Annotated in this window: 16 protein-coding genes; 6 read left to right on the top strand and 10 right to left on the bottom strand. The window is 60.6% G+C overall.

Translation table 11 applies throughout. From position 1 onward, the window contains the following. The first annotated feature begins 1 nt into the window (after nt 1). Nucleotides 2-544: a G/U mismatch-specific DNA glycosylase gene (gene mug, locus AKL25_RS14780; RefSeq protein ID WP_050478459.1), complete on the top strand. Its 543-nt coding sequence runs from the start codon at nt 2-4 to the stop codon at nt 542-544. On the opposite strand, the gene AKL25_RS14775 is transcribed toward mug, so the two are convergent. From AKL25_RS14775 to AKL25_RS14740, 8 genes are all read right to left on the bottom strand, one after another. After that, nucleotides 541-1,461, bottom strand: coding sequence for a bestrophin family protein (locus AKL25_RS14775; RefSeq protein ID WP_050478458.1), 921 nt, complete (start codon nt 1,459-1,461; stop codon nt 541-543). The genes mug and AKL25_RS14775 overlap by 4 nt on opposite strands. Before the next feature lie 142 nt (nt 1,462-1,603). Next, nucleotides 1,604-2,770, bottom strand: a complete 1,167-nt coding sequence (locus tag AKL25_RS14770) for a M20 aminoacylase family protein (RefSeq protein WP_050478457.1) — start codon at nt 2,768-2,770, stop codon at nt 1,604-1,606. Nucleotides 2,771-2,887: 117 nt separating this feature from the next. Beyond that, nucleotides 2,888-4,387 (bottom strand): sodium:solute symporter family protein, encoded by a 1,500-nt coding sequence (locus AKL25_RS14765; RefSeq protein ID WP_050478456.1) that lies wholly within the window; start codon nt 4,385-4,387, stop codon nt 2,888-2,890. A 1-nt stretch (nt 4,388) separates the two neighbouring features. Then, nucleotides 4,389-4,607 (bottom strand): DUF3311 domain-containing protein, encoded by a 219-nt coding sequence (locus AKL25_RS14760; protein WP_050478455.1) that lies wholly within the window; start codon nt 4,605-4,607, stop codon nt 4,389-4,391. 242 nt (nt 4,608-4,849) lie between these two features. Further along, nucleotides 4,850-6,280, bottom strand: a complete 1,431-nt coding sequence (locus AKL25_RS14755; RefSeq protein ID WP_050478454.1) for an NAD-dependent succinate-semialdehyde dehydrogenase — start codon at nt 6,278-6,280, stop codon at nt 4,850-4,852. A 27-nt stretch (nt 6,281-6,307) separates the two neighbouring features. Then, nucleotides 6,308-7,534, bottom strand: coding sequence for an MFS transporter (locus AKL25_RS14750; protein WP_050478453.1), 1,227 nt, complete (start codon nt 7,532-7,534; stop codon nt 6,308-6,310). A 37-nt stretch (nt 7,535-7,571) separates the two neighbouring features. After that, the gene (locus AKL25_RS14745) at nt 7,572-8,066 is read right to left on the bottom strand and encodes a flavin reductase (RefSeq protein WP_007876837.1); all 495 of its coding nucleotides are present in this window, start codon (nt 8,064-8,066) and stop codon (nt 7,572-7,574) included. A gap of 157 nt (nt 8,067-8,223) precedes the next feature. Beyond that, on the bottom strand, nt 8,224-9,591 hold the full coding sequence (locus AKL25_RS14740) for an LLM class flavin-dependent oxidoreductase (RefSeq protein WP_050478452.1): 1,368 nt from the start codon (nt 9,589-9,591) through the stop codon (nt 8,224-8,226). Between the two features lie 279 nt (nt 9,592-9,870). Between AKL25_RS14740 and AKL25_RS14735 the strand changes: the two genes are divergently transcribed. The 5 genes from AKL25_RS14735 to AKL25_RS14715 all read left to right on the top strand — a co-directional run bounded on the left by AKL25_RS14735 (nt 9,871) and on the right by AKL25_RS14715 (nt 15,744). Then, complete coding sequence (locus AKL25_RS14735) at nt 9,871-10,449, top strand: helix-turn-helix domain-containing protein (protein ID WP_240475753.1); 579 nt, start codon at nt 9,871-9,873, stop codon at nt 10,447-10,449. Between the two features lie 290 nt (nt 10,450-10,739). Next, nucleotides 10,740-12,476 (top strand): lipid A export permease/ATP-binding protein MsbA, encoded by a 1,737-nt coding sequence (msbA, locus tag AKL25_RS14730; protein ID WP_050478451.1) that lies wholly within the window; start codon nt 10,740-10,742, stop codon nt 12,474-12,476. 64 nt (nt 12,477-12,540) lie between these two features. Further along, complete coding sequence (locus tag AKL25_RS14725) at nt 12,541-13,653, top strand: glycosyltransferase family 9 protein (RefSeq protein ID WP_050478450.1); 1,113 nt, start codon at nt 12,541-12,543, stop codon at nt 13,651-13,653. Next, complete coding sequence (locus AKL25_RS14720) at nt 13,650-14,651, top strand: glycosyltransferase family 8 protein (RefSeq protein ID WP_050478449.1); 1,002 nt, start codon at nt 13,650-13,652, stop codon at nt 14,649-14,651. Before AKL25_RS14725 ends, AKL25_RS14720 begins: the two co-directional genes overlap by 4 nt. Before the next feature lie 46 nt (nt 14,652-14,697). After that, a complete protein-coding gene (locus AKL25_RS14715) occupies nt 14,698-15,744 on the top strand; it encodes a glycosyltransferase family 9 protein (RefSeq protein WP_050478448.1) in 1,047 nt (348 codons plus the stop codon). 32 nt (nt 15,745-15,776) lie between these two features. On the opposite strand, the gene AKL25_RS14710 is transcribed toward AKL25_RS14715, so the two are convergent. Together AKL25_RS14710 and AKL25_RS14705 are read right to left on the bottom strand one after the other, a co-directional pair. Then, on the bottom strand, nt 15,777-17,039 hold the full coding sequence (locus AKL25_RS14710; protein ID WP_050478447.1) for an O-antigen ligase family protein: 1,263 nt from the start codon (nt 17,037-17,039) through the stop codon (nt 15,777-15,779). 62 nt (nt 17,040-17,101) lie between these two features. Beyond that, nucleotides 17,102-18,103 (bottom strand): glycosyltransferase family 8 protein, encoded by a 1,002-nt coding sequence (locus tag AKL25_RS14705; RefSeq protein WP_050478446.1) that lies wholly within the window; start codon nt 18,101-18,103, stop codon nt 17,102-17,104. Nucleotides 18,104-18,131 lie beyond the last annotated feature (28 nt).

Raw genomic sequence — 18,131 nt, 5'->3', positions numbered from 1 at the left:
CATGACGCCGCTTGCAGCCGCGCCTCTCCCGGACATTCTGGCGCCGGGGCTCGATGTCGTTTTCTGCGGCATCAATCCGGGGATGTCTGCGGCGGCGACCGGCCACCATTTCATGGGCCGCAGCAATCGCTTCTGGAAAACCATACATCTTGCGGGCTTCACGCCGACATGCCTTGATCCGCTCGACGACCGCCGGATCCTTGAACATCGCTGCGGACTGACGACGGTCGTCGAACGACCAACCGCACGCGCTGATGAATTGGCACGTGACGAATTTTTTCTCGCCTCAGCGAAATTACGCGAAAAAATCGAACGTCTCAAACCCAGGTGCCTGGCTTTTCTGGGAAAGCCCGCGTATCAGGTCATCTCGGGAAACTCAAAACTCCTTTGGGGAAAACAGACGGAAACGCTCGGCGGCGCAATGGTCTGGCTGTTGCCGAATCCCAGCGGACTGAACCGTGGCTTCAGCCTGGACGATCTGGTGCAGGCGTATCGGGAATTGCGCTGCGAGTTTCCTGACGGCGCATCTTCCGCTGCCGGTTAACTGAGCCGGAAGTTCTTTCCCGCTGCAGCGGCAGGAGGCATATCCCGACCGCCCAGCTCCAGCACCGTACGTTCGATTTCGGTCGCGATGGCGTCTAGCGCCAGGCAATTGGGCGCCACGCCGAAAGGCTCTGAGATCTCGCTGGCGATCGCTTCCAGCGCCAGGAAGGTATAGGACACAAAAACCGAAATGACCGGCGTTGCAATGCCTATCGTGTCGACCAGGCCGAACGGCAGCAACAGGCAGTACACATACACGGTCCGATGCAGCAGCACGCTGTAGGGATAGGGAATCGGCGTCGAGGCGATGCGCTCGCAGGCGCCGAGAATGACGCTGAGTTCGTTGAGCTGATTGTCCAGCATCCACAATTGTTCGCTGCACAGATGGCCGCTGCGATGGGCAACGGCAATCATGTCGCGCAAGCTGTCGAGCAGCATCACGGGGCGATACTGCACCTGCGCGCACTTCCCAAGATCCTCGTTGGACAGCAGGCGCGCCAGGTCGTCATTCCACGCGCTGTGGCGCAACTGATGCTTCAGCGCGTACACAAACGCGATCAGGCGATTTTCGAACAGCACCTGATCAAATTCGCCGACGCCGGGGTTACCGTAGCGCTGCGCCTGCGACGTCAGCGTACGCGCCGAGATAAGCAACTGGCCCCACATCTTGCGCGCTTCCCAGAAGCGCTCGTAGCTGGCGTTGTTCCTGAACGCGAGGAAGATCGCCAGCGCCAGCCCCAGCAAGGTAAAGGAAGCGATATTGAGCGGCAACTTTTCGCCCAGCACGCTGCCCTTCGTGACGACAGCGAGCGTCGACACGATCGTCATCAGCGCCATCTGCGGCAGGATGGACGGTAGCACCGAGCCATCCCAGACCAGAAGCATCCGAAACCAGTTTTGCTGCGGGCGGACAATCATGTTGGACTCTCTCGGCGACGTGAAGGACTCTATGCGTCACAGAATACGCCCAAACAGCGCCCTGCCTGGAGTACAGATTTTCCTTCAGGGTTGATGCACAGCTGACAACCAGAGCGCGCCCGTCAAGCAGACGCGCCGGCGCTTACCCCGGCCGCGCGTAGCTTTGCGCCAGCCGTATCCAGTACTCCACGCCGTAGGCGATGACGTCGTCGTTGAAGTCGTAATGCGCATTGTGCAAGCGATGGTTGTTGCCCTGCGCGGCGTTGCCGATGAGGATGTAGGCGCCGGGCCGTTCTTCCAGCATGAAGCCGAAATCTTCCGACGTCATGTTGGCCGGCATGTCGCCCTGCACTTGCTCCACGCCGAAACAGGATTCCAGCACGCGTTGGCAAAATGCCGTTTCGGCGGCGGTGTTGACCGTTGCCGGATAGTATTGAAAGAAATCCAGGACCGCCTTGGCGCCGTGCATCGACGCAATGCCTTCGGCGATGCGCGCCATGTCGCCTTGCAGTTTTTTCAGCAGGGACGACGACAGGGTGCGCACCGTGCCGCGCAGTTCGGCGCTGTCAGGAATCACGTTGTCGGTCTCGCCGGCGTTGAACATGCACACCGAGATCACCGCGGGATCGACAGCGCTCTTGTGCCGCGCGATCAGCGTCTGGAATTGCTGCACGATGGCGCAGGCGATCGGGATCGGATCGATGCCCAGCTGCGGTTGCGCGGCATGCGCGCCGCGCCCGTTGACGGTAATCCGGAAGCGCTGGCCGGCGGCCATGATCGGCCCCACGCGCAAGCCGAACTCTCCGGCCGGCAGGTCCGGCCAGTTGTGCATGCCGAATACCGCCGCCGTCGGGAATTCGTCGAACAGGCCGTCATCCATCATCTTGCGCGCACCGGCGCCGCCCTCTTCACCCGGCTGGAACACGAAGTGCACGTCATGCTGCGGCGCCGGCAGCGTCTTCATCAGCAAGGCCGCGCCCAGCAGCATCGTGGTGTGGCCGTCATGGCCGCAGGCGTGCATCCGGCCCTCACAGGAGGAGCTGTGGGCGAAGACGTTTTTCTCGCGAATCGGCAAGGCATCCATATCGGCCCGCAGGACGATTCCCGGACCGTCGCGCCGGCCTTCCAGCGTGGCGACGACGCCGGTGCCGCCCATGCTCTGGCGCACGCGGTAACCGGCGTTTTGCAATTCTGCGGCGACGGCTGCCGCGGTACGGTGTTCTTCAAAACGCAGCTCGGGATGGCGATGCAGGTCGCGCCGGAAGCTGCTCAAAAAAGGCAGGTTGGCGGCAATCAGGGCGCGCAGCATCTGACTGTCGGAAAAAGCCGGAGCATCGATAGAGGTCATGGTGAGGGAATCGAAATCGTGAAAAAGCGGCGCAGCCTGGTGGAAAATGCCTTCTCACCTTGCCGCGCCGCCGCAACGTTATGCCACCGAATCAGCCTGTAACGACTGGCTGCCTTGCTTGACGCCGGAACGCGTCATGGCAGAGACCAGCAGCATGGCGATCACATTCAGCGCCAGGGCCACGACGCCGACGTTGGTGTCTTTCAGCGCATCCGGAATGAAGGGCAGCAGATCGGCGATCGTCATCTTGGTCACCGACAGCGCCGCCACGGTCGCCTCACCCACCAGGATGCCGACGATGGCGCCTGCCTTGCTGACCGGCTTCGACGGCAACAGACTCGCCAGCAGCGCCGGGAACAATTGCGTAACCAGGCTGTAGGCCATCAGCAGCAACGACACGATGGTTTGTCCGCCCTGCAAAGTGAACCACAGGCCGGCCAGCATCACCAGCGGCGCCGCCAGTTTGGCGACGCGGCCGATGTGCTGGTTGTCCGCCGCCGCATTGCCTGTCGATGTGCGCCAGGCGCGATAGACGTTGTTGGCCAGCAGCGTCGACACCGCCATCAAAATCATCGAGCCGGGAACGATCGCCGTCAGCACGCCGGCAGCGCCGATGATGCCGACCACCCAGGGATCGAAGGTCGCGAGCGAAATCTTGAACAGCGCCAGATCGATGTCCGGACCGGTCAATCCAGGAATCTGCAAGACTGCGGCAAAGCCCACGAAGAACACGAACAGCAGCATCATCTGGTAGATCGGCAAGGTATAGGCATTGCGACGCAGGTTCTGTTCGCTCTTGGCGGTGAAGGACGCCATGAACATGTGCGGCCACATATAGAAACCCAGCGTCGTCAGCAGCACGGTGGAGGTCATCCACACTGCGCTCTTGCCGGTCGCTGGCAGCGCCAGGAAGCCGGGCTTGGCGTGTTCGATCGCTTCAAACATCGGCGTGATGCCGCCGTAGTAATGCCATGGCAGATACAAGCCGAGGAAAATCGCCACCGCCAGCACCAGGAAGTCTTTCAACACCGAGGTCCAGGCCGAACCGTGCACGCCGGAGACCATCACGTAGATCACGGTCACGATCGCGCCAATCCAGACGCCCTGCGTCGAGCTTAATCCCGAATACGATGCCACGCTCACGATGATGCCCAGGCCCTTGAGTTGCAGGACCAGGTAAGGCATCAGCGCCACCACGCCCACCAGCGCCACCAGGATGCCGAGTGCGGGGCTGTTGAATTTCTTGGCGAAGAAATCCGGCTGCGACAGCAGGCTGTGCGTCTTGGCGAAGCGCCAGATCGGCGGCAGCAGCCAATAGGACAGCACGAAACTCAGGCTGCCGAATCCCAGCATGTAATACGCCGGACCACCGACGCCGTAGGCAAAGCCGCTGCCGCCGAGGAACACGAAGGTGGTATAGATTTCACCCGCCATCAGCAGGAACACCAGACCGGCGCCAAAGCCGCGCCCGGCCACCGTCCATTGCTCCAGGCTCATGTCCTTGCCGCGCTGGGCGCGTACGCCGAGCCACAAGGCCAGCAGCATGGTGCCGAAAATAAGGATCAGAGAAATATTCATGTCACTCTCCCTGCTCGCCGAGTTCAACATAGCCGGGCGCATTGCGCGGGTCGAAGCGATACACGATGTACATCACCACCGAGGTCATCGCCAGCGACAGCGCCATCCACGACAGCAGAAACGGCAGGCCGAACAAAAACGGCGTGACACGATTGGCGAAAAACGGCCCGAGCATGACGGCTGCCACGGGCACTAACGCAAGATACCTAACTGCACTCATTGAATCCCCCCTTGAATTGACAATTGACAAATGCAAACGACAATAAGCGTGGTCTGCCGCCGGTACAACGACGTGCGAGCAGCAGAAACAGGCGACGATGGACTGCGAGGTTCCCAGCGCAGATGACTGGCGAACCGGACTGACGAACTAACTCAAGAACAAAAAATGCAAAATAAAACAGAAGGACACGGACGGATTGCATGGCGTCCCCTCCGCAGCAAGAACAGCGCCAAGAACAGGATCTATCCCAGCAACTTGTGCGACACCGATTTGACGTGGGTGTAATGTTCCAGTCCCTCGGTGCCTCCTTCGCGTCCGTAACCGCTGTCCTTGACGCCGCCGAACGGCGTCTCTGACACAGCGGACACCATGTGATTGATGGCCAGATTGCCGACTTCCAGTTCGGTCGCCAGCTTGTAGGCATAGTTGGCCGATTCGGTGAAGGCGTAGCCGGCCAGGCCGAACGGCAACGCGTTGGCTTTGTCGATGGCCTCGTCGATGTTGTCGACCGGGCTGATCAGGCAGAGCGGTCCGAACGGTTCTTCACGCATCGCCAGCGCCGTCACCGGCACATCGGCCAGCACCGTGAACGGAAAGTGATAGCCGGCGCCGGGCAGGCGCTTGCCGCCGCACACGATGCGCGCGCCGTACAGCAGCGCATCGTCGACCATGGCGTCCAGGGCTTGCACCCGGCGCACGTTGGTGACCGGGCCGATCTGCACGTCCTCGCGCATGCCGTCGCCGACGCGGATCTTTTCGCCGAAGGCGGCACAGGCCGCAACGAACCTATCGTAGATGGCGCGATGCACGAAGAAGCGCGTCGGCGCCACGCACACCTGGCCGCCGTTGTTGAGCTTGCCCTGCAAAGAGATCGTCGCCGCCAGCTCGGGATCGGCGTCTTCGCAGACGATTACCGGCGCGTGTCCGCCGAGTTCCATGATCACCGGCTTCATGTGGCGCGCCGCCATCGCCGCCAGCTGTTTGCCGACCACGGTCGAACCGGTGAAAGTCACCAGCCGCACCAGCGGATGGCAGATCAGCGTTTCTGAAATCTGCGCCGGATCGCCGAACACCAGGTTGAGCACGCCCGGCGGCAAACCTGCATCAGTGAAAGCGCGCGCCAGCATGACGGCGCCGGCGGGCGTTTCTTCCGCCGCCTTGAGAATGATGGAGCAACCTGCCGCCAGTGCGCCGCCGACTTTGCGCGCCGGCGAGCTCAGAGGAAAATTCCACGGCGTGAAAGCGGCGACCACGCCGACCGGTTCACGGAATACGGTGTGCCGCATCCCCGGTTCAGCAGGAATCAGGCGGCCATACAGGCGACGGCCTTCGTTGGCGTCCCAGGCGATCAGATCGCAGCCGCGCAGCACTTCGGCGCGCGCCTGCGCCAGCGTCTTGCCCTGCTCCAGCGTGATGGCGGCGGCAATGATGTCGACCCGTTCGCGCATCAGGTCGCAGGCGCGCAACATGATTTCCGCGCGCTTGGCGGGAGCCATGTTCTTCCAGATATGAAAGCCCGCATCGGCGGCCTGCAACGCCAGCTCCAGATGCAGCGGTGTGGCCATCGGCACGCTGCCGATCACGCTTTCATCGGCCGGGTTGAGGACCGGCTTGCCGGCGCAGTGGATCCAGTTGCCGTTGATCAGGAATTGAATTTCAGGATAGTTGTTCATCACTCGACCTTATGTTGTTGGGACTATCTATCTTTTTCCGTTTGCAAGACGCACTGCCTCCGGCCGCAGACGCAGGCGATACATGGCGATGCAGCCGAGCGCGGGACCGATCGCCAGCAGGAAGAAGCCGGCGCGCCAACCCGCCCATGCCACCGCTTCCGGCACCAGGTGGATGCTCGCCAGCGTCAGAAGAAATCCCGCGCAGGTTTGCACCGTCAGCAATGTTCCCGTCATGGACGCCTCGCCCAGCTCGGCCACGCTGGCGGAGAACTGGGCGGAGTCGGCGATCACCGAAATCCCCCATGCCAGCGCAACCGGCACCACCAGCCAGGGCGTCATGCCGAACAGGAAAGCGATCAGCACCGCGCAGCAGGCGCTGGTCGCCATCGCCGCGATGGTCAGCGTGGTGCGCCCGAAACGATCCGCCAGCCAGCCGCCGCCGCCGGCGCCGACCGCGCCGATGGCAACCGCGGCAAAGGTCCACAGGCTGGCGAAATGGTCCGCACGCGCCATGCCGGCCGCCGCAAAACTCGCCGCCAGAAAAGCCGCCAGCCAGGCCCACATGGCGTACAGCTCCCACATGTGGCCGAGGTAGCCCAGGTTGGCCAGGCGAATCGCAGGATGGCGCCAGGCCTGGGCCATGTAGTTGAAATCGATGCGACTGCTGCGCGCCATGTTGGGACCGAGTCCGCACAACAGAATGCCGACGCCGGACAGGGCCGCGCACGCCGCCGCCGTCGCGTAAATGGCGCGCCAGTCGATGCCGCCCATGGCCGCCAGCAAATGGGGACTGGCCGAACCGAATGTCAGTCCGCCTACCAGCAAACCAATCAGCAAACCCATGTCGCGCTGCGCCCACGTCACCGCCAGCCGCATGCCGACCGGATATACGCCGGCCATGCACATGCCGGTGATGAAGCGCAGCAGGAACACAGCCGGTCCGACCGGCGGCATCAGCGCCAGCAAGCCGGTGGCGGCAGCCGCCACCAGCGCGGACGCCATGAACAGGCGGCGCGGATCGTAGCGATCGGCCAGCGACAGCAAAGCGCTGATCACCGTGCCGGCAACAAAGCCGAACTGCACCGAGCTGGTCAGCAGCGCCTGATCCAGCGCCGGGATGGCCTGCGTGCGCTTGATCGTCGCCACCACGGCGGCGGAAGAAAACCACACCGCCATCGCGCCGATTTCACACAGCAGCAAGATGAACAGGGAGCGCATCTTGCCGGGCAGCGCAGCGGTCTGATGAGACGGCATGGGGGATGAGTTTGCGTTCAATTTCTTACTCAGCCTCTCAGGCTGCAAGCGCTGTGGGCAAACGATGGAAATTGCGGCCCAGATAAATCAGCGCTTCCATACCCTTGTTGCTGCGCGCCGCCTGTACGGAGCAAAAGAACACGCTGTGGGTGCCGACTTCCGATACCGAATCGATCTTGCAATCGAGCGCCACCAGCGCATCGACCAGCACCGGCGCGCCGGTGTCGAGGCGCTCCCATTCGGCGGACAGGAAGCGTTCCCTGACGTCGACGCCTTTGCTCGAAAACAAGACCGCCAGTTGCTGCTGGCTGGCCGACAACACGTTGATGCACAAGGCGCCGTTCTCTTTGAAGATGGCGTTGTTGCGGCTGTCGCGGTTGATGCAGAGCATCAGCGTCGGCGGTTCGTCGGTGACGCTGCAGACGGCGGATACGGTGCATCCGGCCAGGCCTGCGGGACCGTCGCTGGTGATGACGTTGACGGCGGCGCCGAAGCTGGACATCGCTTCGCGGAAAATGGCTTTATCGATCATGACGGGCCTTCTCTATGGTGAAACCGGTGGAACGGACTGCGCGATGAAAATCCTGATATCCGGATCGGCAGGCGAACGCTCTCCCGCGGCGCATGGCAAGAATGCGATGCGCCGTCTGACTCATTGAACGGAAGAGCGGGCCTTGCCTCGCCCGGTGTTACGGCTTGGGGTGGATCCGGTACTGATTGGCGCTATGGCTGCCCGGCAGGCGTGGCGTGCCGAACAACTTCTCGCGCAACGGTCCCTGCTTGTAAGCGGTCTTGTAGGCGCCGCGCTCCTGGAGAATCGGCACCACCAGCTCGATGATGTCGTCGAAGCACTCCGGCACCACGGTGCGCGACAGGTTGAAGCCGTCGACGCCGGCTTCCTCCGACCAGCCCATCAGGGCGTCCGCCACCTGCTCCGCCGATCCCACCAGCGGTTGCTGGCGGCTGCCGAGCGTCATCTGTTCCAGCAGCTTGCGCTTGGTCCATTGCGGACCGGCGCTGCGCGTCATGGCTTCGACGTTGGAGACGATGGCCTGGCTCTTGCCGGTTTCGATCGGCTCATCCATGTCGTATTTGGCGAAGTCGATGCCCATGGAGGCGGCGGCGTGCACCAGCGCCGCTTCCGAGCTGACGTAGCGCTGATATTCGGCGAATTTTTCCTTGGCCTGGCTTTCGGTTGGCGCCGTGATGATGGTGGCGCCGAGGAAGACCTTGATGTCGGCGGCAGCGCGCCCCAAGGCCACGGCCTGTGCGCGGATATCGTCCACGATGTTCTTGACCCCGTCCTTGCTCTGGCCGTTGACGAAGACGCACTCGGCATGCGTGGCGGCGAACTGGCGACCGCGCGTGGAGGAGCCGGCCTGATACAGCACCGGGGTGCGTTGCGGCGAGGGCTCCGACAGATGCATGGCGTCGACCTGATACTGGCGTCCACGATGGTGGACGACGTGTACTTTGGATGGATCGGCGTAAAAGCCGTCGGCACGGTTAACCTGCACGGCGCCGTCTTCCCAGCTGCCTTCCCATAGTTTGTAGACCAGTTCCATGTATTCGTCCGCCAGATCGTAGCGGTCGTCGTGGGCCATCTGGCCGGACAGGCCGATGGCGCGCGCTGCGCTGTCCAGATAGCCGGTCACGATGTTCCAGCCGACGCGCCCGCCCGTCAGGTGGTCGAGCGTCGACATGCGGCGCGCAAACAGGAAGGGCGATTCGTACACAAGATTGCTGGTGACGCCGAAACCGAGGTGGGTGGTGACGCCCGCCATGGCCGGGATCAGCATGGTCGGATCATTGACCGGCACCTGCACCGCGCCGCGGATGGCGGCGTCCGGGTTGCCGGCATACACGTCGTAGACGCCGACCACGTCGGCGAAGAAGATGCCGTCGAACAAGCCCTTCTCAAGCTTTTTTGCGTAGTCCATCCAATAACGGATGTCGCGATAATCGGCGGAACGGTCGCGCGGATGGCGCCACAGGCCTTGCTGGATATGACCAACGCAGTTCATGTCGAATGCGTTGAAATGGATTTCCTTGGACATCCGGTCTCCTCGATAGTGAATGCTTTTCTTGTTGCTATAAACGATGCAAACTCAAGACATCAGGTGCATCTTGATTGTATTTTTTCTACTTATCTGTCGTTTACTATATTGGACAAAAATACACTATGCAAGAATATTTTACATATTTTTTAGACTAAATAAAGATGCCCCACATTGATCCGGATCAAGCCCGGTCGTGGTGCGCGCGTCCTTCCGGTTTTCCCCGGTCCGGTGCAGCGGTTATAATCCGAGCCTTACCGACATCGATCTTTCATCCGCTTGAATACCTCTCACGCCCTCATCGCAGAAGACCCCACCCAGGCCATTTCCACCCGCATCAAGATCGAACGTGGAAGCCGGGGCTGGTCGCTGGCGGAATTGTCCGAGCGCTCCGGCGTGTCGAAGGCCATGATCAGCAAGATCGAGCGCGGCGAGGCCAGCCCCACCGCCACCGTACTGGGCCGCTTGTCGGGCGCGTTTGGCCTGGCGCTGTCGATGCTGCTGTCGCTGGCGGAACAGAACGGCAACCGCCTGAACCAGCACGCGCATCAGAATGTCTGGACCGACCCCGAAACCGGCTATACCCGCCGCACCCTGTCGCCGCCCGCCGGCGGCATGCTGGAATTGCTGGAAATCGTCTTGCCGGCCAAGGTCAGCGTCCCCTATCCGGCCAGCGCCTTCACCTTCCAGCATGAGCAGATCCTGATGCTCGAAGGCCGCCTGCTGTTCCGCGAAGGCGAACAGGAGCACCAGCTCAATCCGGGCGACTGCCTCCAGCTTGGCCCGCCGATGGATTGCGTGTTTACCAACCCAGGCAGCAAAGCCTGCAAATACCTGATCGCGCTGGTACGCCGCTGATCGCAGTGCAGACCGCGCCAAGGCGCACCCGACGCCGGGCGGCAGATCCGGCCAAAAAGTTGCCATACCGACAAATTTATTCCCGCCTGCTTTACATGCCCGGCGGGTCAATTCGCCCCTCCCTTGCATTACAATGTGCGGTTTCTCCGATTTGCGACCTGGCTGCGCTTTTGAGGCGCATCCAGGAGCGTCGCGAACGGCCCGGAAGGGACGCTGACGCACCCGCAAACCGCTGGCCGTGGCATGATCGCCCATCGCATTTTCAATTGCAGCAATCAGTAAGGAACAGCATGTTTTTGTCCCACAATATGAAGCGCCTCGCCGCTCTGCACTGGCCCCACAAGAAGCGCCTGGCAATCGCGTTTCTCGCCATGATCGTTACGGCAGCGACCGAGCCGGTAGTGCCATACATCTTTCAGGTGCTGTTGGACAAAGGTTTCGTCGGCAAACCGACTTTCTCGCTGTGGCTGGTGCCGGTGGCGGTGATCGGGATTTTCTTCATCCGCGGCATTGCGACGTTCACCAGTTCATACATGATGACCTGGGTGACGACGCGCATCCTCAATGAATTGCGCCGCCAGATGTTTGCGCGCATGCTGGATCTGCCGGTCAACTTCTACGCCACCAATACGGTCGGCAAAGTGATCAACTCGATGATGTTCGAGGTGCAGCAGATCATCGACATGGTGACCAAGGTGTTCACCTCCATCGTGCGCTCGGCGCTGACGGTGCTGGGCCTGCTGGCCTGGCTGCTGTATCTGAACTGGGCATTGACCATCGTCACGCTGGTGCTGCTGCCGCTGGTGTCCGTGGTGGTGCGCATGACAGGCAAGCGCCTGAAGAAACTCAACCGCGATTCGCTGGCCGTCAATGCGGAACTGACGCAAGTCATCGAAGAAACCACGCGTGCGCAGCAAGTGATCAAGATCTTCGGCGGCCACGATTATGAAAAGGGCCGCTTCCACGAGCGCGCCGAAAACCTGCGTCGTTACACGATGCGCATGACCACCGCATTTTCCGCCACGGTGCCGATCACCCAACTGATGACTGCCTGCGCCGTCGCGGTCGTGATCGTGATGGCGCTGATCCAGTCGGGCAACGGCCAGATCACCGTCGGCGGTTTCGTGTCCTTCCTGACCGCGATGCTGATGCTGCTGGCGCCGCTCAAGCAACTGGCGGAAATCAACGGCCCCTTGCAACGCGGCATGGCGGCGGCGGAAGAAGTCTACATCCTGATCGACAAACCCATCGAACGCACCGGCGGCGAGACGCTGCCTGCGCGCAGCAGCGGCAAGCTGGATCTGGTCAACGTCAACTTCTCCTATCCCGGCCATACCCAGTTGGCGCTGCAGAACATCAACCTGAACGTGCAACCGGGCGAGGCCATCGCCTTCGTCGGCATGTCCGGCGGCGGCAAGTCGACGCTGGTGAGCCTGATCCCCGGCTTCTATTCCGCAACAGGCGGCGAGATCCTGCTCGACGGCAAACCGATCGAATCGATTTCGCTGACCAGCCTGCGCCAGCAGATCGCCATGGTCAGCCAGAACACCGTGTTGTTCGACGACACGCTGGCGGCCAACATCGCCTACGGCGATGCCCAGCCCGATGCCGGGCGCATACGCGCGGCGGTGGTGGCGGCGCATCTGACCGATGTCGTGGAAGGCATGCCGGAAGGCCTGGAAACGCGCATCGGCGACAACGGCTCGCGCCTGTCCGGCGGCCAGCGCCAGCGCGTGGCCATCGCCCGTGCGATCTACAAGGATGCGCCTATCCTGATCCTCGACGAAGCCACCTCGGCGCTCGATACGGAGTCCGAGCGCGCCGTGCAGGCCGCCCTGGATCGTCTGATGGAAGGCCGCACCACCTTCGTGATTGCACATCGTCTGTCGACCATCGAACGCGCCGACCGTATCGTCGTGCTGTCGCATGGCCAGATCGTCGAAGTCGGCAGCCATCAGCAGTTGCTGGCCAACGAAAGCGTGTACGCCAATCTCTACCGTTTACAATTCTCGCAGCAGGCAGCCTGAAGCCACTGCGGCCGCAAGCAAAAATACAGAAGAACATCGCGCAGCATCAGAGAAAAACTCAACCATGCCCCAGACACTCATTCCTGCAGAGCTGCTGAAAAAGTCGGACAAGATCCTGTTCATCGCCCACCTGGCGCTGGGAGATTTCACTTATCTGCAGAATTTCTTCCAGGCCTTCCAGCGCGCCAATCCGCATCTGAAAGTGGATTTGTGGGTGGATGAGGTGCGCCGCACCAGCGACGCCTCGCAATGGCCGCATCTGCAAAAATATTCGCTGTACGACTGGGTCGCCGCCTGCCCGTTCTTCAACAAGATCTACACCCGCACTTACAGCCCGACGCTGTATCAGGAATCGATCGCGGAGGCGCAACAGGAGCATTACCCCATCGTCGTCTCGCTGGCGACCCTGCGGCCGCACCTGTACGCGGCCCTGGCGCGCAGCATCAGCCCGGACGGATTGGTCGTCGGCATGAAGAAACGCGTCAAGTTCTACCAGCCGCATCACCAGCTCGCCTACCGCAAGCTGAATGCGGCGATTCCACCCTATACCGTCGACCGCAGCAATCCGCAGCACATCAGCGACGTCTACGCGCACTGGTTTCATCAACTCAGCGGCCTGGAAGTCGGTGCGGCGGAGCGGTTTCCGTTTGTCGACATCCCCGCGCAATGGCAGCAGTACGCACAAGAAAAACTGGCGGCATGGGGCTTCAGGAATGCCGAAGGCAATCCGGGCAAGCTGATCTTCATCAATCCTTACGCCAAAACCAAAAAACGCTGCTGGCCGCTGGAGCATGTCGCCGAGCTGATCATCGCCATGAAAAAGCAGGACAAATGGCGCGACAGCAGTTTCATCGTCAACGCCGTGCCGCAGGAACTGGCGCATGCGCGCCAGGTGATCAGCGGCTATCAGCTGGAGCGCACCGAGCTGTTCAGCGCGGAAGAAAACTTCTTCCAGCTGCCGGCGATCCTGGCGCAATGCGACCTGATCATCTCGGTGGAAACTGCCGTCATGCACCTGGCCAATGCCGTGCATGTCCCGGTGATCGCACTGATGCGCCAGAAGAATCCGGAGTGGGTCCCGATCGACCGCGCCAACAGCACCGTCATCACGGCCCCGAGCCGCGGCGACTGGGTCAAGGCCGTCACGGTCGAACAAGTCATGAAAGCCATGCAATGAATCAGCCAGAGAATCTGCAAGCAGCGCAAGGAACACCCCCGGCCGTCGGCAGCAACGGCAAGCCGTCCTTCCACATCGCCTTTTGCGTGGACAACAATTATTTCCGCGCGATGGGCGGCACGATCTCGTCCATCATAGCCAACAACCCGGGGCAGCATTTCACCTTTCACGTGCTGGCGTTCGAGGTCTCCGACGAGCATCAGCGCCGCCTGAAACAGCTGGAACAGATGTATGCGGTCAGCACCCAGCTGCATTTGCTGGACCTGGCGTCGTTCACGCAGTTTTCGCATTTCCTCGGCCACTCCCACTACTCGCTGTCGATCTTCACGCGCCTGGTGATCCCTACCGTGCTCCGGGGACAAACCGACCGCGTGCTGTATCTGGACGCCGACATCCTGTGCGTCAACAAGCTCGACGAAATGGTCGACATGGACATCAGCCAGGACATCGCCGTGGTGGTGCCGGATGCGCCGGTCACGCTGCAACGCCGCGTCGCCGCCCTGGGCCTGAAGCACAATGAATACTTCAACGGCGGCGTGATCTTCATCAACATTGAAAAATGGATCAGCGAAGACATCACGCAGCAAACGCTGGATGCGCTGCTCGACAGCAAGACCGACATGCGTTTCAACGACCAGGATGCGCTCAATATCGTGCTCAACGGCCGGGCGCGCTATATCTCGCCGCGCTGGAATTACCTGTATGACCTGATCCACGACCTGAACGTCAACAAGTTCGCCCTGCGCCCGGTCGGCAAGGCGGTGTTCGTCCACTTCGCCGGCGCGGTCAAACCGTGGACCGACTGGAGCGGCCACGATGCGCGCCACCTGTTCCGCAAGTACCTGTCGCTGACGCCCTGGTCGGACATGCCGCTCGACCCGGAACCGAAGAACACCAAGGAAATGCGCATGCACTCGCGCTTCATGTATCGCCAGGGCCGCCCGCTGGAAAGCCTGAAGTGGTATATCCGCTATCTGCGCAAGCGCGCCGCGAAGTAAGCTTGCACGTCACACCTGAACAACGCTACCCGATCCGCCGATAGAAATGCCCATCACCAGCAAACATATCCTCATCAGCCGCCAGGACAACATCGGCGACGTTATCCTGACGCTGCCGATGGCGGCGCGCCTGAAGCAACTCAATCCCGGCGTCAGGATCACGCTGCTGTGCCGCGCCTATGCGGCCGAAGTCGTGCGTTATTGCAACGACATCGACGATGTCGTCGAGATCGAAACGATTGAAAATGATCTGGTCGGCTACCTGAAGCAATCGGACATCGATACGGTGATCCTGGCGCAACCGGATCGCGCTCTGGCGATTGCGTCATTCCGCGCCGGCATCCATCATCGCATCGGCAACGCCCGCCAAAAAATCTATCAGCTGATTTACTGCAATCGCCGCGTGCGTTTCAGCAAGGGCTTGTCGGAGCATCACGAATCACAAATCAACTTCGAGTTCTTGCGCCCGTATGGCGACAAGCACATCCCCAGCCGTGAAGAGATTCCTGACTACTACCACTTCAACATTCCTCACGATGCCGCCAGCGAGGTCTTGTTCGCACCGCATGCATTCAATCTGATCCTGCACGCGAAGTCGAACGGTCACGGCAGGGAGTGGCCGATCGAGTCCTACCTGGCGCTGGCAAAAGAACTGGGGAAATCACCGCAGGTGCATGTCTGGCTGACCGGAAGCGGGAAGGAAGGCGAATGGCTCAATGAAAACGCGGCTGAACTGGTTGCCCTGCCGAATGTCAGCAATGTGTGCGGCACGCAGACACTCGCGCAACTGACCAGCTTCATCCATCAGGCAGATGGCCTCATCGCCAGCGGCACCGGCCCCTTGCACCTGTCAGCGGCGATCGGACAACGCACGCTCGGCCTGTTCCCGCCTACCCGCCCCATGCATCCGGGTCGCTGGGCGGCCATCGGCAAACGCGCGCAAAACTTGTGCATGGCTGAGGCCGGCTGCGTGGGCTGCAGCAGGCGAGATAAAGTCACCTGCGATTGCATGCGGGCGATCACACCGGCCGCGGTGATGGAGGTCGTACAAGCTTGGATAGCCGAAAAGCAGGCAGCAGGCTCGCATCGGTAATTTTTCCCGACGCAGGCCTGGTGCAATCTCCGTCAGGCCGCGACGCCGTTTGCCGGCGCCTGCTGCGCCAGCAAATTCTTGCGTTTGACTATATACGCGAGGAAGAAGGCCGTGCTGATGGCGTAGTACGGATAGCATTCCCACCACAAGAAGACCACGTCGACCAACCCGAGGGTAAAGAACCCCAGCGACAACGCCAAACCCATGGCGGCCGCGCATCTGACTTCGGAATCCCGATGGCGGATGTCCCTGGCGAAGTAATAGAACGGAACGAAATACACCGCAAGAACCGAGAGCAGTCCGAAAATACCGAGCCGCGCCATCATGAAAAGAATTTCATTGTGCGAATGCGGGAGGCTTGCCGAAAAAGGACTGATGATCTTCCGTTCCGCCAAATCCTTGAGCGCTGCAGGATAGTTTTCAATACCGACGCCGAACACCGGGTGTTCCTTGAACAAGATCCAGGATCCCCGCCACAGTTGAAAGCGTATGCCGAGCGACGTATCCACCTGCGTGCCGCTGGTGTATTGCTGGATATCAGTTTCAGCAACGCTCACCCGTTCCTTGAGAATGCTGCCGTACTGGAAAACGCCCCCGATACACAATGCGAACAGCACTGCTACGCCGATTTTGTATGCCGATGGAATATTCCTCACGGCGATGCCCGCGATGATGGCAAAGACCGGAATCGTCGCCCATACACCTCGCGACTGCGACAAATAGGCCACGTAGAAGCCGACCAGCAAGACCAAGACCTTCAAGGCAGCCAGCACCCGGTTATGCTTTTTATCCCATGCGATCGAGAACACTGCAAAAACGCTCATTAACAAAACCAGTTCGGCAAAGATGATGATGGGAATGAAATCCGTACCGTAGCGCGTCTTCCCGCCTTCGGTGAGGATGTAAATCTTAATCGCAGCGAGGACGATGCCGACGATCAATCCCCATTGCACCTGCTTCATGTACTGAAGAGGGATAAACAGCATCACCCAGAAAACCAGCGCAAACAAGGCCAGTCGCGACTGGGCATCGTAGCTTCTGCCTGCGAAATGGCCGGTCGACAGCTGGTGCGCCACGACTGCGATCAATGGCGTCGCCATGGCCAGCATCAGCGGCCAGTACTCTTTCAGCAGATCAAAAAAAGACTTCTGTTCCGGCCGGGCGCGGAGCACGATGCCGGCGAACGCCAGCAGCAGCAGCAGGGAGTAAACCACGCCTGCAGATCGATCCACGACCAAAGCGAAAGCATAAAACAAGGTCACCAGAACAATGACCGGCAGCTTCAGGTAATTCAATGAAAACTCCTAGAATGGCGATAAGACGTCGTGCGTACAAGAGAGAAGAGAATCCGCATCCCTCACTTTTTACCCGGCATCTTTTGGCTGACGGCAGAACGTCTCCACAGATATTTCACATGCCAGCCAATCCCTTCCAACGTCCGGCCTTGCTTGACGAGAAACTTGGAAAACAGCTTCAGTTCCCTGGCGCTTTTGGGTTGATCCAACGGCATGTCCGCCCAGGCGGATAAATTCTGATAGCCGATGAAAATCGTTTTCGCTTCATGCAGGCACCAATCGTGCCATGGCTTGACCGGGCCGGTGAAATGCATGAATACCACCGGCCTGACAACGTCCAGCGTCTTGTGCCCCCGGCTCAGGAAATCCACGAGGTGATAACGATAATTCCATTTTTCGTCGATGAACCTGATGCGCCCGTTCAACGCCACGTTCAGTGCGTCCTGATCTGCAAACACCAGTTCCTGCGTCGACAAGACCGTCAATGCCTTCACTTGCGTATCGTGCGCAACCCAGTTATCGACATTGATGTACATGACCCCGGCGTTGAAATACTCCGCCACCGGCAATCCCAGCGCAGCGATCTGCGTGCTGGCGGTCGTTTCAAGCTGATCGTGCACGGCCGCGGCGATGCAGCCATCGAGATCCATGCTCAACAATTCGTCCATCGGGCCGAGACAAAGCAAATCGGCGTCAAGATACAGAACGCGCTTTGTCACGCCTTGCAGCAGATCGGGGATCAGCAGGCGGATGAATGTCCCCAGATGATGCTGCGCGAAGCAAGGAAAACCTCTGAACGCATCCAGCACGTGCGGATCCAGCACATGGATGCGGATCTCGGTCGCGTAGTGCGCTTCCAGTTGCACGATGCGACGGCGGCTGTCGTCCGAGACGGAGAACGCAAAAACGTGGAATACGAAACGCATCCCCGGATTGTTCTTGATGGCGGACGCAATCGCAACGCCCATCCCGCGGAAATAGCTGCTGTCGACACCAAATGCGATATGCAGCGCTTCGTCCCCCGACGTCGCACCAGTATGTTCTACAGAATTATCTTGAGTCATATGTTCTTGCCGGTAAAGCCGACCATCC

The sequence above is a fragment of the Herbaspirillum rhizosphaerae genome (assembly GCF_001189965.1).
GTDB classification, from domain to species: Bacteria; Pseudomonadota; Gammaproteobacteria; order Burkholderiales; family Burkholderiaceae_D; genus Herbaspirillum; species Herbaspirillum rhizosphaerae.
Note: the sequence above shows the minus strand (reverse complement) of the source record. Positions and strands in the feature narration are given on the sequence as shown.